A 15,653-nucleotide genomic window follows, 5' to 3' on the forward strand; every position below is an offset into this window, starting at 1 on the left:
CTTAAATGGCTTAATTGGTAGACCGCCAAAAACTGCACAACAAGTATAAATACTTATTGCAAAAGTGACATGCTCCCACGAGTTTCCATGTTTTTACATTCCTTAACAATGTTCGCTTCTCATGGTAGCGACCTAATTTCTGCTTTGCTATCTGTCTCTAGGCTCAAGATACACACAAGTCTAAAGGAGGATTTTGAAACAAAAAATAAAGTGTTAACTTTTGTTGCGCGAGATTTTTCAGCGATCGCCTGGATCTCTGAATACTATATACAACTGGAAGTTGAGATTGCTGCTGTGAAAAGCCCGATCGCGCTGCAGCGACAAACAACGGCGCTTTTGACTCTTCAGTAGATTTCAGATTTGAGATTTACTCCACAGATGAATCTGGAAGCTCTAAAATTTTGGCAGACTCACGACTGTTGTCGGAAAGCAAGTATCCGTTTTTGATCTCGCCCCGACTCAATCCGCGAAATCCTAGAAGCAAGAAAATTTAGTAAATTTCAACTGAAAAGCCGAACACGATCGCCCTTGAGTTAACTAAAATAAGAGATAAATAGATCGATCGGGAGAAACAGTTATCGAAACCATCTACGGCAATCTTCAAGGTTTAAAGTCCAGCCAGCTCAAGCAACTCGAAAAGCTTTACCACCAGCGACTACCGGGCGATCGCATCACCACTGCAGAATTCGCCCAGCGCGTCGCAGCCATCAGCACGGAAATAGACAAACCAATCTGCACCTACATCAACCGTCGCGGACAAGTAATTCGTGTCGGCGTGGGTACACCCCGGCAAACGCAGATTGCGCCCCTAGAATTGCCCCGCTACGGGGGAGGTCGCCTCAGCGGCATTCGCTGCATCGCCACTCACCTGAAGCCAGAAACCCCAAGCGAAGCAGCCCTCACAGCAATGGCAATTCAGCGCCTGGATGCCCTGGTTTGGCTGACACTGACCGGCGGAGGATTTCAGCGCCGGGGGGGCGGTGCGACTGGTTACATCCAAGAAGCTTATCTCGCTCACTTGATACCCCAGGGAGACCAGCCAAATTTTGAGTTTTCTGTTTTGAGCGCTCAGTTAGAACCAGATTCAACTGATGAAATAGAAGAGCCTTCAATTCAAAAGTCACTAATTCAAACTCCACACTTTCCCTGGAAAATATCAGAACCGCTGAATTTGGACGAACTCGCCGACCAAGACTTTCTGGATTTGGTGGAAGGGCTCGAAGCAGAGTTTGAAGCAGAGTTTGTCGCTAAGCAGGTCGATGCAGACCAAGACAAAGTGCTGCTGGTAGGTGTAATGACTCAGCACATGACTCAGTTGGAGTTTGAGGACGGGCTCGCAGAAATCACGCGGCTGGTTGAAAGCGCCGGGGGTCAGGTACTGCAAACAGTGCGCCAAAAACGATCGCGCCCCCATCCGCAGACAGTCGTTGGCGAAGGCAAAGTTCAGGAAATTTCCCTCACCGCTCAGACGATTAGTGCTAACCTCGTGGTATTTGATCGCGACCTGGCCCCCGCACAAATACGGAACTTGGAAACTCAGATAGGTCTTCGCGTTGTCGATCGAACAGAGGTAATTCTCGACATCTTTGCCCAAAGAGCTCGATCGAGCGAGGGTAAATTGCAAGTCGAACTCGCTCAGCTAGAGTACGCCCTGCCCCGGCTCAGAGGTCGCGGTCAGGCAATGTCGAGACAGGGTGGCGGCATCGGTACCAGAGGCCCTGGGGAAACCAAGCTAGAAACCGAACGGCGGACGATCGCCAAACGCATTTCTCGATTGCAGCAAGAAGTAAATCAACTGCTGGCGCACCGCTTTCGGCTGCGACAGAACCGCCATCATCACGATGTACCCTCAGTGGCGATCGTGGGCTACACCAACGCGGGTAAATCGACTCTGCTCAACCTGCTCACAAATTCCGAAGTCTATGCCGCCGACCAGTTATTTGCCACCCTCGACCCCACAACTCGACGGTTGACCATTCCCGGCGTCACCGGGGAACCCCTGTCGATCGTCCTCACAGATACAGTGGGCTTTATTCGCGAACTGCCTCCCGCCTTGATCGACGCTTTCCGGGCTACCCTCGAAGAAGTCACTGACGCCGATGCTTTGCTGCATCTGGTCGATCTCTCCCATCCCGCGTGGCAGAGCCAAATTCGATCGGTCATGAATATTTTGACAGATATGCCCGTAACTCCCGGGCCAGCCCTTGTAGTTTTTAACAAAATCGATGCCGTAGATGGAGAGACTCTCGCCCTCGCCCGAGAAGAATTTCCTCAAGCAGTATTTATTTCGGCGGCCAAAGGTTTGGGGATGGAAACTCTCCGCGACAGACTAGCTCAGCTCATTCAATACGCCCTCTACCCTCGGTAAATACTTAAATATTTCTTTTGAGTAGTTGACATGGGGGAATATACGTACATATACTGAGGACAGATCTAGTTGAACTATGAGATTATAAAAGAGTAGTCAGATTGTGCATGGCAAAGTACAATACAGCAGCTCTATTTTGCGATCGGTTAAATAAATAATTTCCGGAGGCCCCGGTCAAGGTAAAAACACTCTTTGTTAATGGCTGTAACGGCTGTTGGTTCAGAGGTTGCAAAAAGATGTTGCTTCACTCTGGCCCAACCACGGTACGCGACGTCAATGTAAAAGAGAATAATATTATTAAAGTGTTTGGGCACTCACCTCAAGCGCTATACTATCTTTTACAGACGTCCGCGAGAAAATACATCCATTTATTGTTAGAACTCTAAAATCCTTGCCCGTCGTACAGCGCTAATCTCTAGGACTATTTCTATTTTTTGATTTTACCACTGATTTTACCACTGTTTAACTAAATAGTTATGTGTACGCCACTGGCAAAACTAGCAATTGGACTCTCTGCCACAATGGCAACAGCGTTTTACTATCTAGCTGCCGCCCCTCCGGCAGCAGCACAAGTAGATGTGTGTGGGCCTGGAAATTATTCTACTGCCTGTGCCCCCAGCCCGGCACCAACACCACCGCCATTACCCGAACCGCCATTACCCGAACCGCCGGCGACCCAGCCGAGTTTGTCCCAAATATACACAGGCACACCTTCGAGAAACTCAACTGCTATTCCTGAACCGGGTACTGCGATCGCAGTCCTACTGACAGGTGCAGGAATGATCTGTTCGTGCAGAAAGCGAAACAAGCAGGTTGGTTCGCAGCGCTAGGCAGGCTGATGACCAACCTGTTTGCCTTTACAATGTCTCCGTTTTTTTGAGCGTGGGTATTTGTTTACTTAAATTTATATAAGAAATAAAAAATTGTATAAAAAATAACTTGACACCTCGCTTGTGCGCTGCAAATAGAGCCGGATGTTGAAGGAAGAAAGCGATAGCGACTTCAGCCAGGGTAAAAAAAAGGAAGAAGGCAAATGCACTTGCCGGCAAGGGTTTCAGCAATGAATAACCTCCGGTGTAAAAGATAAGGTTGCTATATAAAATAAAAATTAAAATATAAAAATTAAAATAAGATTGGTTAAGATCAATCCTTCGGACAGTTTTTTATAGGCAACCGTAGAATAAGGGTTTCAAGGCTCCAAGGCAAGTTTGCTACCAACGCAAAATCGAGGGTTTCAGCCTAGGAACTAAAAACAGTCCGCACTAGGGTTAAGATTACAATTAAAAAATATTGTTATTGCTTGAGCGTCCATGACCCCTAAAGTAGAAATTTACACTTGGAGAACCTGCCCGTTTTGCGTTCGTGCCAAAGCACTGCTAAAGCGAAAAGGGATTGATTTTACAGAGTACGCGATCGACGGAGATGAAGCAGCACGAGCTCAAATGAGCGATCGAGCCAACGGAGGCCGCACCCTCCCACAAATATTCATTAACGACCAACACATAGGTGGTTGCGACGAAATCCACAAACTCGATGCTCTAGGCCAGCTAGACCCCCTGCTAGCAGCAAAATGAGGCATTCCCTGTCGAATTTTCCGTTAGCCCAAATTTTCCGGCGACCAATTCTTAATTTTAATTGACAATGAAATTTGCATTCATCATCGATCCCCTCGCGCGACTAATTCCAGGACACGATACCAGCGTAGCGCTGATGGAGGCAGCTCAAGAGTTGGGTCACGAAGTGTGGGCGACTCAAGCCAACGAACTAAGCGTCATCGGCGGCAAAACCTGGGCAATACTCAGTCGGGTAGCCCTCACCCCAGTAAAAGTGGTAGATGGACGCTGGGAGGCGGCTCAGATCTGGTACGAGGTGGAACAGCCTACATTGCAGCCACTCGAAGCAATGGACGCAGTATTCATGCGGACAGACCCCCCAGTCAACGTTCCTTACCTTTACGCTACTTACCTTCTAGACGGCATCGATCCGGCTAAAACTTTGGTAGTTAACAGTCCCAAAGGATTGCGGGCGGCGAATGAAAAGATGTATGCTTTGCAATTTGAAGGAGCGATCCCGGAGACAATTGTTTCTCAAAACAAGCAGGTAATTCGGCAATTTGTTGAGAAAAAAGGAGCGGCAGTTCTTAAACCCTTGGGCGGCAAAGCTGGCGAGGGGATTTTGTTTCTGGAAGCGGACGATCGCAATCTCAACTCCCTGGTCGAAATTAGCACTCAACAAGGGCAAATTCCAGTGATGGTTCAGACTTATCTGCCGGAAGCAAAAGAGGGAGACAAGCGGATAGTGCTGTTGAACGGCAAGCCGATCGGTGCTATCAACCGTATTCCCACTGGCAATGAATTTCGCGGCAACATGGCCGTCGGCGGCCGAGTCGCAAAAACCGAAATTACCGATCGCGAACTGCAAATTTGCACTCAGTTAGAACCAGTGCTGCAACGGGACGGACTGTACTTTGTTGGCATTGATATCATTGGCGGTTATCTCACAGAAGTTAATGTCACCAGCCCTACAGGGATCAGAGAAATTGACTTGTTTGACGGCGTTAGTTTGGGAAAACAAGTAATTGAATGGGTAGTTAGTCATTAGTCATTAGTCATTAGTCATTAGTCATTAGTCATTGGTTATGAGTTATTAGTCATTAATTAGTCGTTATTAGTTATGAGTTATTTGTCATTAGTTATTGATCGCCGCTAACAACTAACAACTGCCAACTAACAACTGCCAACTACCAACTGCCAACTATCCACTGCCAACAGTCAACAGTCAACAGTCAACAGTCAACAGTTAACAATTATTAAATTATGTCAAAAATTGGCGTTGCAGTAGTCGGTACAGGTTTCGGTCAAAAAGTGCACCTTCCAGGATTCCAGGCACATCACCGAACAGAGGTTGTGGCTGTTTACCACCGGAATTTAGACAAAGCAAAGGCGATCGCCTCTACCCACAATATCCCCTATGCTTGCAACTCGATCGCCGATATAGTAGCGATCCCAGAAGTGGCGGGCGTCAGCATTTCCACACCGCCATTTTTGCATTATGAAATGGCAAAAACCGTTTTGGAAGCAGGCAAGCATTTATTATTAGAAAAACCCACCGCCCTGACAGCAAATGAAGCCAGGGAACTTTACCGATTGGCAAACAACGAATCTCAAACCGATTTTAAAAATGGTGGTTCGAGAGCAATTGCCACAATGGACTTTGAGTTTCGCTTCATCCCCGCATGGCAAATGCTAGCAGAATTATTGGCAGCAGAATATGTGGGAGAAAAGCGTTTAATTAAGATTGACTGGCTGGTGTCGAGCCGCGCTGATGCGAGTCGCCCTTGGAATTGGTACGCGCAAAAAGAGCGAGGGGGCGGAGTTTTGGGCGCGACAGGTTCTCACGTTTTTGATTATATTAGCTGGCTGTTCGGCCCGCCGCAGAGGCTTTCTGGGCAATTAATTACAGGAATTTCGCGGCGGCCAGATCCGAATGATTCGGGAAATTTAAAATTAGTTGATGCAGATGATTCTTGCACCTTGATGTTGGAATTAGCAGGGGGAACTCCTTGTCAAGTTTGTTTGAGTTCGGTTACTTATCAAGGGCGGGGACACTGGGTGGAAATATACGGGAGTAAGGGTACGTTGGTATTGGGAAGCGACAACCAGCAAGATTACGTCCACGGATTTCGCTTGTGGGGTTCCCAAGGTGGAGAACCTTTAGCTGAAATCAAAATTCCTCAAAGATTGGAGTTTCCTCAAGTTTATCCAGACGGGAGGATTGCACCGTTTATTCGAGTAGTAGATAGGTGGGTAGAAGCAATAGATGCGGGCCAATCTTTGATACCGTCCCTCAGAGAAGGGGTTTACTCGCAGTTGTTGATGGATTTGACCCAGGAGTCGAATGCTACGGGAACTTGGGTAGATTTACCTAATATAGATAAATTTTTGGGCACTAAGTAAAAGTAAAAACTCCCAAAGGAATCTCTCGCACTCGATCGCACCCCAAACCCGATAAACTACAAATAGAGAAACTCAATTCAACCCTATATCCAGAGTCGGTAGTTGTGAATGGCGCGCCCTGAAAGTCCTTGCCTCAGTATAGCGATCGCTCGCCTGAGAACCGCTGGGGCAAACCATTTTGCCACTTGGGTTCTACAAGCTCCTTATCCCAGCGGGTACGTTCACCACGACTGTATGTGGCCCGATACCCTCTCCCAATCTTGGAAAGCTTGGCAGGAAATGTTTTCGCCCTCCGGGACAATTCACGAATTGCCCCTAAATCCTGATGGCAGTTTCGTCTCGCCAGAAAACAACCAGAATATACTGGCAGAAACTGAACAACGAAGTCTTCAGTCGCTCGACCTCGCTCCAGCGACGCCCTCTGTGCCGCTCCACCTCGGTCAACGGGGGTGGGGCAACAAAGGGGATCAGCATCCGCCTCGGGCACCGGCAAGCTACAGCAGCCGCCTGATGCAGCATTTGGGGATTAATCTTTGGCAGTGGCTGTTTGAAGGGCCGATTCAGGGTAGTCTCCAGGAAAGTAAAGGTATCGCGATCGGGCAAAATCTACCCCTGCGAGTACGCATAGATTTGCGCGAACCGTATTTAATTGCTTTGCCTTGGGAAATTATGCAGCCTCAAGCAGGTCAACCGGCAATTTCTCTGTCGCAGCAACTGCTGTTCAGCCGCACTACCAGCAATGTTGAACCTTTGCCACCCCTGCAGCCTGCAGAGTCGCTCAACATTTTGCTAGTTTTGGGACAAGCAGAATCCGGCCGCGGTGCTAATTCTCAATTTTCCAACAGTAATAACGGTCATTTGCAGTTGGGAGAAGAAGCACTGGCCTTAGCGGGGATTCTGGAAAGTGCTTTTCAAACCGACGACAGCGGCAAATATTTTGACATCAGCGTTCCGACTCGCGTCGATACTCTGATCGAACCTACTGCGGCGGAACTAATTTCTCGGCTGGAAACGCAAGCTTACAACATTCTTTTCTACGCCGGCCACGGGATACCTGGCCCCGACGGCGGTTTGCTGTTTTTGGGGCCGGAAACGGCGATCAATGGCACTGAACTAGCTCAGGTATTAGTTCGGTGCCGCGTGACTCTGGCGGTGTTTAATGCCTGCTGGGGAGCTCAGCCGGCGGTGGAGATGTGGCACTCAACTAACGGCCAGCAACAGGCGATCGCCCGTAGCAGTTTGGCTGAGGTACTGATCCATCACGGGGTGCCTGCGGTGTTGGGGATGCGGGACTCGATCGCCGATCGCGAGGCCCTGAGTTTTATCCAAACTTTTGCCCAAGCTTTGGCCGGCCGGATGTCGATCGATCGGGCAGTCGCCGTCGCCAGACAGCAGTTACTAACGCTCTACAAGTTCAATCAGCCGGCTTGGACGCTGCCTGTGCTGTATATGCACCCTGAGTTTGACGGTCAGCTAACTGAGCCGGTAGATGACCTCAAAACTGAGTTGCCTTTAAATTCTTCTACTTGGCTGGGACGCTTGCCGTCTTGTGCTTATTTGCGGGGGCGCGATCGACCGAATGCCAAATCCACCGACTCCACCAATCAGGTTTGGCCGATTCGCGCAGGTATGGTTCGAGTCGGACGGTGGGAAGAAAACGACGTAGTGATTCGAGAACAGTGGGTTTCTCAAAAACACGCCGAGATTTTCTGCCGCAACACTATCGGAGATAGCCGGGAAGAACCTAGCTACTTCCTCCGCGATTTTTCTCGCTACGGGACTCTAGTTTTGGGATCTGAGGGATGGCAGAGAGTTCACCACCAAGAATTGCTGCTACGCAGCGGGACTCAGCTAAAATTTGGCAGTTCTCAAGGTCAGATTTTTGAGTTCACTATTGAGGTTCCCAAAACTTCGGGCTACAGTGAGACTGATTGCGGAACGAATTAAGGTGCGTGTGTAGCTAATGAAGGCAAGCGGCGACTGGCACAGCAAAGTTCTGGGCGTTGAGTCTCCAGTCTGAATTTAAAAGAGTTATTTACCACTGATAGCTCCCAACTAGCTCTTGGCACAGTCCCCCTTCTATATTTTCCTTTTCCCCCTGAGGTATTACATCATGGCTACCCACTCTACTGATTCTGAATATTTTCGCGAGTCTCAAACTCAGGCCCAGATGGAACTTCTCGCCACAATTGTTCAGACTGATGTTGCTTACCCCTGGAATCCTGCACAGCTTGAATCCGAATCTTATTTAACTGCCCTAGAGCAGGAATTTGCGCTATCTGATTCATTCAGCGACAGCGATATTGCCCTGAAGTCGCAAGTTTTATTCTCGCAATTAGAACAAGTTTGGCTGACGACTGCTCTGCAAAAGTCTTTGCGCGAGAAATTTGCTCGCGTTCCTCAAGATTTTCTGGCCAGCATCGCTCAAAGCGTGCAAAACGCAACTGTTAAGTATCAATCTTTAGCTGACCAGATGGTAGAGTGCGTCTTAGATATTTTGCCTCAGTGGGCTGAGGAAGATTTGCAGGTGTTGGCACGTCCTTTGGCTTATGCCATGCGAGATGTGGATTCGGAAGGGGGGGAATTGGTCATGGCGGCTAAAAGACCTTGGGCCCAATTGTCGGAAATAGAACAAGCCAGAGTTAGTTTGGCTGTCGCCCGCTATGCAATCTCGCAATTAGAAATTGCTGATTAGTTTTTTGATGGCTTGGTTTTTGGGCTGGGATAGCGGTAATTTTTTTAAATTAATATAAAATTAATCTACCTTTAGTTAGATGTCAAGTTCGTCTAATTGTTAAATTAAATAGGATTGCTATAGTTTGATATAGCAATCCTATTTGATTTGTAGACAAGATAATTTTTTTTTGAACTATAGCAAACACGCCCGACGGTTAGGACACAGATGTGGCAGCATTTTCAATAAGCTTTTTATGGGCGGCGTCGCAGAAACGGCCCACAAGAAATATTTTTTATTGTGGAACAGGCCCGAAAGCCTGTTGCTGACATTGCTGCAAGATGTAAGTTAAGAGGTTCTTAATTGCTGAAATCCTTGCCGAAGGTTGCTTCTGACCGAAAGCATCCAGGATACAAGCCCCCGAATTTATCCGTGGGGTCAATGCTTCAATCTAAAATCTAAAATCTAAAATCTAAAATCGATTGACTTCTCTCCTAGGTAACTAAAGCCTTTTTCCTTCTTCCTTCTGCTATATTTAACCAGGTTTGGACTCGCTAAGCAGTTTGGCAACACCAAGCAAGATGAATTATCATACAATGGTCAGAATGTTAAAAAATGTAAATAGAGTAATTGGGGTGTGTCGGAATTTTCAACTGAATTAAAAAGTGGACAGCAGGAAACCCTTACTGTTGCATGCACGATCGGGACTTTAAAATTATTTTATGACAACTTCAAGATTTGATTTTCAAGACTTGAAACGCCGCTTTGGGCGGATTTCGCGGGTGCAGACGGCAACGCTAGTCGTCTTGGGGGTGGTTGCTTTCGCAGGTGCGATCGCCGCAGCCTGGTTTGGCAGTGAAGGTACAGTCAGCGGTATTTTTGCCACAATCAACACTTGGCAGCAAAACCCGCCTGTGTGGCTGCAAGTGCCTGCTACGAGCAAGATGTATTTGTTACTGCCGACTTTTATGCTGGTTTCGACCGCTTTAGGTGCAATTAAAATTTCGCCTCAACCGCAGAAATGGTCGCGCGCTGTAGTAGTTGCAATAGTTCTGGCTTTAACCATTCGCTACGTTTTATGGCGATCGCTAGCTACTCTAAATTTAACCGATCCCCTCAACGGTATCTTTAGTTTGGGGCTGTTTTTCCTAGAAATGTTACTGGTTTTCAACACCAGTATTCAAATGTATTTAATGCTGAGAATGAAAGATCGGCGTCAAGAAGCCGATCGCATGGCAGTTGCAGTGGAAGCTGGAAACTTCACCCCGCCCGTAGATATTTTTATCCCAACTTACAACGAACCGACTTTCATTTTACGGCGCAGTGTAATCGGCTGTCAAGCTTTAGATTATGCCAACAAAAAAGTATATTTGCTCGACGATACCAAGCGGCATGAAATCAAGTTGCTAGCAAAAGAACTGGGATGCGAGTATATAACCAGACCCGATAATATTCACGCCAAAGCTGGAAACATCAATCATGCCACAGCCCTAACTAATGGAGAATTAATTGTAGTTTTCGATGCCGATTTTATTCCCACTAAAAACTTTTTAACTCGCACAGTTGGATTTTTTCAAAATCCCGAAATCGCCCTCGTTCAAACACCGCAAAGCTTTTACAACCACGATCCAATATCCCGTAATTTAGGTTTAGAAAATGTGCTCGCGCCGGAAGAAGAAATCTTTTATCGGCAAATTGAAATCATCAAAGACAGCGCCGACAGCGTAGTTTGTTGCGGTACATCTTTTGTAGTGAGGCGAAGTGCTTTAGAAGCAGCGGGAGGCTTGGTCACAGATTCAATCTGCGAAGATTATTTTACCGGAATTCGGCTGTCAGCAACCGGATATCGCTTAGTTTATTTAGATGAAAAATTGAGTGCTGGTTTGGCGGCTGAAAGTATAGAGGCTCATCTAAATCAAAGGCTACGCTGGGCGCGAGGCACGCTTCAGGCATTTTTTATTGATTCCAATCCTTTAACAATTCGCGGTCTCAGATTCGTACAAAGGCTGTCTCATTTGGAAGGATTGTTGCACTGGTTTACCAGTTTAACCAAGGTTTTATATCTGTTAATACCTTTAGCTTATTCATTTTTTGGAATAATTCCTTTGCGGGCAAGTGCGCGGGAATTGCTGTACTTTTTCCTGCCTTACTATTTGGTGCAACTGACTGTGTTTTCTTGGCTGAACCGCCGATCGGGATCGGCTTTGCTTTCGGATATTTATTCGTTCGTCCAGTGTATTCCTTTAGCGGTGACGGTGGTGAGTTCCATGCTGAATCCGTTTGGGAAAGGGTTTCAGGTGACGCCAAAAGGAATGGCGAGCGATCGCTTTCGTTTTAATTGGAATTTGGGATGGCCTTTGATTGTCTTGTTCGCAGCTACAGCAGTCAGTTTGTGGCACAATTTAAACATTAATTTAGTTAAAAATGTTGGCACCGTACAGTCAATATCAGAAAGTGCAGATTTGTCAAAAGGCATGGGTTTGGGATGGATTTGGAGCGCGTACAACCTGCTGATGCTGGGGATTGCCTTGCTGATTTTGGTGGATATTCCTAAGCCGGACATTTACGAATGGTTCAATTTACGCAGGGTTGTACAACTGAATATTGGCGGTCAAAGTTTTTGGGGTATAACCACTGTAATTTCCGAAAGTGGCGCTGAAGTTGCTCTGACCCAGTGGCCAAGTTTTGCGGTGAAAAGTAAAGGTAGTAAAGAGAGTTTGAACCCAGCAGAGATTTTGCCAAAATATGCCGTTCAGACAAGTTTATCGCAGGGTAAAATAAAAGCGCTCCCTCGCAGGGCGGCAGTCAAAGCGAGGAACTCGCTAGCGCCCTCTGTTCTTGAGTTGGGTAGTGAGGGTCGTTTGGCCAAAGGTTTGATTGATTGCGATTCGGCGACTCTGAAAATTATGGAAGAGAACTGTTTTATTCCTGTGGCTAAGATTGAGTTGGTGAGCGATAAATCTCAGTTGGAGTCGAGTTTTCGGGATGGAAAAGAGTGCAGTTTTGTAGAATTTCCCACTGTGCGAATTGCGTTCGATCGCCTGAACATTAGCCAGCACCGCTGTTTGATCGAAATGCTTTACTGTCGCCCGGGCCAGTGGCAGCGGCAGGAAACTCCCGGAGAATGGCGATCGCTGTGGCTGTTGTTGAGAATTGCTTTGAAACCGAGGGCTGTTTTTGAGAGGAATAGGGAAGTTAGGCCGATCGGAGTTTCACAACTTTAGATCGAGTTTCCATCCCGGGTGGGTTTCACCAAACCTTTATTGCGCCAACAAACAATCCGATCAAGCAGCCCCCGCCAAGGAGCAATGGTAGAGTTGATAACAACCGCCAAGACGGTTAGGACGTTGTTAATGGCTGACACGATTGATTTTATTGCTTCTTCCTTCTTCCTTCTTCCTTCTTCCTTCTTCCTTCGGCTATACATAGACAAATGACCAGAACTTGTTTTTTAATTAATCGGCACAAACTCGTAACCGTAACTGGTGCGATTTCCGGGTTTAACAGTTACTAATTGAACTGCTCGATTGCGATCGCCCGAAGGTAAAAACCGAATCGGGCCGGATGCTCCTTTTGCCGAAAAATCTGACGCCGATAAAGCTTGTTGAATGCCTGTACGAGTCGGATTGCGCCCTAAACCGGCAATTAACGCCTGGGCTGCGTCGTAGGCTAAAGCTGTGCGCCAACTTACTTCAGCATTCCAAAGTTGTTTGGATGTTTGGGGAAAGTTTGACTGCGGATCTGCGAGAATGTGCCAAGGAACTGCCAGCACCATATCTGTTGCTCCCGCGCCACCGATTTGCAGGATTTTAGCAGTATAAACGTCGTCTCCTGCGAGTAACGGCAGGCGTTTGGCGTTTACTTGCACTACTTGCAAAGCTTGGTCGAGCGTGGCGGTATTGGCTGCTAACACAATCACTTCTGCTCCCTGGGCGATCGCGCTTTTAAAGCTATCGGCAGCATTAAAATTACCCTTAGCAAAGTCAAATTCCGATACTACTTGTCCGCCATCTCCGTAAAGAGCAGTAGTGAATTCACTTTTTAAAGATTTGCTATAATTGCTAGCAGAATTGAAAAATACAGCAGCTTTTTTCTTTTGCAATTTTGTCAGCATATAGCGGGAAAGAGCATTAGCCGCAAACCGATCGCTCGGCACTGTCCGAAATATATTGTTGCCAACTCCTGAAAGCTGCACCGACGTACTTGTGGGAGAAATTGCTACTAATTGTTTTTGCTGGTAAATCTTGCTGGCTGCTAGCGTTGCGTCAGAACTAAAATGCCCGATCACTCCTAAAACTTCAGAGTTATTTGCGATCGCGCTGGCAATTTGCGAGGCAATCTCTGGGTTGTTGTCGTCGTTAGCAATTAGCACTTTTAATGGAGTACCGCTAATGCCGCCGCTTTGGTTGATTTCATTTTGAGCTTGAGCGACGCCCCGCAGAATTTCTTGAGCACCGTTGATATCGGCGCCAATGGGAACTGCGGCGGCAATTGTGTAGGATTTGCGATCGCCGATGCGGGCGTTGTTGAGGTAAATTAGTGCTTCTGGATCGTTGCGATTGGTGTTCAGGGAAGCTTGTAAGTCGGAAATAGCTGCGTTATACTTGCCAGAGGCGATCGCCCCTACAGCTTCTGTTTTTTTTGCTGTTGCTCCCCCCGCAATTAACAGTTTGTTCCCCGCGCTCAAACGCTGCTCAATTGACTGTTCAGACTGCGGGGATTTATTGGATAATGCCTGATTGTCGGGAGGAAAACCTTTGAAATTCGTGCCGCTACGGCTTGTCAGCCACCAAATACCTGCACCGGCTAGCCCGATCGTAATTAGGAGCGACAAGATGAGAACAGCAGTTTCATTTTTTTGTGACATAATTTTACCTTTTTAGATTTTTGAAATAACGAAGTCATTAGTCATTAGTTATTAGGAGGGAGTCAAAAACATTGACCAAGGAGAAAAAGTGATTTTAACTTGGCGATCCAGAATTGATGTAGGGTGCGTCAGATAGAGTGATTGGATCTATCAATTGATGATCTCGGAGCTGAGGCACCCTGCAAGCCTAAAATCCAGTAGTCACTATTCCCTTATTATATGCGATCACCCGGACATGATATAATTCAGTAAGATTGGCACAGTAAAAATAGCGATCGCACTCTTTAGTCTGAATGCTTTCAAAGTGGTTCCACCAGAAAAGTGCAGGAATTTTTATAAGTTACCGCATCAAAGATTAGTGAACCCTACCCTGCAAGAGCGCCACTTTCTCCATTCCAAATGTAGTTAAGCAGGCAAGAAATGATAACTGGTGAATTAGATAAAACGCTGAGTGTTGGAACTGATGTGGCAGCTTGGTTTCTCTTTCATCCGCACGATCTGGCACATCGTCGGGCAGATCCTCTGAATTGGTGGAGCTATGACTTTGCCATTTTTAAAGAATTTGCCGCTGGAACACTTGTTGCCGTCTGCACAGGGGGGGACGGTAATTCTAGAGTTAGGTTCACTAACGTCGGATTGACGGAACGAGAACTTACCTACGCAGTCTGTTGGGCCGATTTTCGGTTGGATGTAAAACATCAATCTCTCTATCTGGATGGGGGTGATGTGTTGCCCGCAGAACAGTGTGACGAAATCGAGCGATGCGATCCGGAGGGTTATGGATGGATTGAGTTACCTAATGGCAATTATCGAGTGACGGTTCATGCTATCGCTTGGTACGACGAACCAGGTGCGCTGGACGAGAACAATTATTCAACCGAGTCAGCTTTAGCTGCCTATGTTGTTCACTTTCAGCCTGTGGCAGATCTAGATTCGATTACGCCTCCAACAACGCTTCCAGATCTATATCGACTGTGTTCAACTTCCGAAGATGTGGTATTTTCTGAAGGCGAAGAGTTATCGATTGAACACACACCGTTGGAATGGTCTGAGTACCCTGTATTACAGTGGCATGAGGTGATTTTCCCTTACATTAAACACCGATTAGATATCACTGGATTAGAACCGTTTGGTCTAAGCGACGGGCAGGTGGTTACAGTTTTATCGTTAGACGTTCCTACAATTGGGACACTGGTTCAAGAAAGATATTGGGGCACAACATATAGCGAGGGCGACTCCTATAAATCAGAAATGTGTGTAGTAGCAATCCGGTTGGTTGAGTTGAAGCGGGTCTTTAAACGCAATGAGATTTTTTGGGCAGAGGTTGAACCTTATAATCCAACTTTTGTGCCTGCCGATTTAGAATCCATTGAGGAGTTGAAGCGTCTTTTTGCAGACTGTGCAGCAATCAAACTTACCAATTCCATCCATGTGGAGTATCCTCACTTTTATGCAGAACATATTGCGTCCCTGACAGAAGCCCGTGAGTTGGGATGGCGGGTGGCTCATGCTCTAGATTTAATGAGCGATCGCCAACAGGAATTACTAGCCCTATCAGAAAGAGAATTAATTCACAGGTTGATCTGTCACTTGAGTCACAGAGAGTAAACCAACATTATACAATCTGACGTGAGTCAACCTCAGAACTACCTTGAAAAACATCTAGGGGGTAGCTCTTCAGTCCTGTATTTAGTTACAAATTTTTACGTTAAAGTTGGATATATATCATAAACCTTTGAAAAAAAGCTTTTCTTAATTATATCTTTATTTTCTTCCGCGAGTGGGAGT

General features: G+C 46.8%; 11 protein-coding genes. 10 read left to right on the forward strand and 1 reads right to left on the reverse strand.

The genetic code is table 11. From position 1 onward, the window contains the following. Positions 1-210 precede the first annotated feature (210 nt). The 9 genes from QUB44_RS16050 to QUB44_RS16090 all read left to right on the forward strand — a co-directional run bounded on the left by QUB44_RS16050 (position 211) and on the right by QUB44_RS16090 (position 12,222). A complete protein-coding gene (locus QUB44_RS16050; RefSeq protein WP_333369189.1) occupies positions 211-351 on the forward strand; it encodes a hypothetical protein in 141 nt (46 codons plus the stop codon). A gap of 424 nt (positions 352-775) precedes the next feature. Continuing rightward, the gene (gene hflX / locus QUB44_RS16055) at positions 776-2,368 is read left to right on the forward strand and encodes a GTPase HflX (RefSeq protein ID WP_333369191.1); all 1,593 of its coding nucleotides are present in this window, start codon (positions 776-778) and stop codon (positions 2,366-2,368) included. A gap of 476 nt (positions 2,369-2,844) precedes the next feature. Beyond that, positions 2,845-3,198, forward strand: a complete 354-nt coding sequence (locus tag QUB44_RS16060) for a PEP-CTERM sorting domain-containing protein (protein ID WP_333369193.1) — start codon at positions 2,845-2,847, stop codon at positions 3,196-3,198. 480 nt (positions 3,199-3,678) lie between these two features. Continuing rightward, entirely contained in the window at positions 3,679-3,942 is a 264-nt protein-coding gene (grxC, locus tag QUB44_RS16065) for a glutaredoxin 3 (RefSeq protein ID WP_333041860.1), read from the forward strand. A 67-nt stretch (positions 3,943-4,009) separates the two neighbouring features. Further along, positions 4,010-4,969 (forward strand): glutathione synthase, encoded by a 960-nt coding sequence (gshB, locus tag QUB44_RS16070; RefSeq protein ID WP_333369195.1) that lies wholly within the window; start codon positions 4,010-4,012, stop codon positions 4,967-4,969. Positions 4,970-5,184: 215 nt separating this feature from the next. Beyond that, positions 5,185-6,324 carry a Gfo/Idh/MocA family oxidoreductase gene (locus QUB44_RS16075; RefSeq protein ID WP_333369197.1) on the forward strand — a complete coding sequence of 380 codons (1,140 nt, stop codon included), beginning with the start codon at positions 5,185-5,187 and terminating at the stop codon, positions 6,322-6,324. A 108-nt stretch (positions 6,325-6,432) separates the two neighbouring features. Next, a complete protein-coding gene (locus QUB44_RS16080; protein ID WP_333161590.1) occupies positions 6,433-8,271 on the forward strand; it encodes a CHAT domain-containing protein in 1,839 nt (612 codons plus the stop codon). 166 nt (positions 8,272-8,437) lie between these two features. Beyond that, positions 8,438-9,019 carry a hypothetical protein gene (locus QUB44_RS16085; RefSeq protein ID WP_333369199.1) on the forward strand — a complete coding sequence of 194 codons (582 nt, stop codon included), beginning with the start codon at positions 8,438-8,440 and terminating at the stop codon, positions 9,017-9,019. Between the two features lie 701 nt (positions 9,020-9,720). Further along, positions 9,721-12,222: a glycosyltransferase family 2 protein gene (locus QUB44_RS16090; protein ID WP_333369201.1), complete on the forward strand. Its 2,502-nt coding sequence runs from the start codon at positions 9,721-9,723 to the stop codon at positions 12,220-12,222. Between the two features lie 227 nt (positions 12,223-12,449). Here the strand turns inward: QUB44_RS16090 and QUB44_RS16095 are convergent, their stop codons facing one another. Next, complete coding sequence (locus tag QUB44_RS16095) at positions 12,450-13,865, reverse strand: ABC transporter substrate-binding protein (RefSeq protein WP_333369203.1); 1,416 nt, start codon at positions 13,863-13,865, stop codon at positions 12,450-12,452. Between the two features lie 420 nt (positions 13,866-14,285). On the opposite strand from QUB44_RS16095, the gene QUB44_RS16100 reads away from it, so the two are divergent. Continuing rightward, a complete protein-coding gene (locus tag QUB44_RS16100; RefSeq protein WP_333369205.1) occupies positions 14,286-15,473 on the forward strand; it encodes a DUF6386 family protein in 1,188 nt (395 codons plus the stop codon). Positions 15,474-15,653: the final 180 nt, after the last annotated feature.

Origin of the sequence: Microcoleus sp. AT3-D2, from assembly GCF_036705715.1 — a bacterium.
Lineage (GTDB): Bacteria > Cyanobacteriota > Cyanobacteriia > Cyanobacteriales > Microcoleaceae > Microcoleus.

Bases quoted from the DNA above. Each gene is read 5' to 3' on its own strand.
- QUB44_RS16075 (WP_333369197.1), top strand. From the start codon at position 5,185: ATGTCAAAAATTGGCGTTGCAGTAGTCGGTACAGGTTTCGGTCAAAAA.
- gshB (WP_333369195.1), top strand. From the start codon at position 4,010: ATGAAATTTGCATTCATCATCGATCCCCTCGCGCGACTAATTCCAGGA.
- QUB44_RS16095 (WP_333369203.1), bottom strand. From the start codon at position 13,865: ATGTCACAAAAAAATGAAACTGCTGTTCTCATCTTGTCGCTCCTAATT.
- QUB44_RS16085 (WP_333369199.1), top strand. From the start codon at position 8,438: ATGGCTACCCACTCTACTGATTCTGAATATTTTCGCGAGTCTCAAACT.
- QUB44_RS16090 (WP_333369201.1), top strand. From the start codon at position 9,721: ATGACAACTTCAAGATTTGATTTTCAAGACTTGAAACGCCGCTTTGGG.
- QUB44_RS16100 (WP_333369205.1), top strand. From the start codon at position 14,286: ATGATAACTGGTGAATTAGATAAAACGCTGAGTGTTGGAACTGATGTG.
- grxC (WP_333041860.1), top strand. From the start codon at position 3,679: ATGACCCCTAAAGTAGAAATTTACACTTGGAGAACCTGCCCGTTTTGC.
- QUB44_RS16080 (WP_333161590.1), top strand. From the start codon at position 6,433: ATGGCGCGCCCTGAAAGTCCTTGCCTCAGTATAGCGATCGCTCGCCTG.
- QUB44_RS16060 (WP_333369193.1), top strand. From the start codon at position 2,845: ATGTGTACGCCACTGGCAAAACTAGCAATTGGACTCTCTGCCACAATG.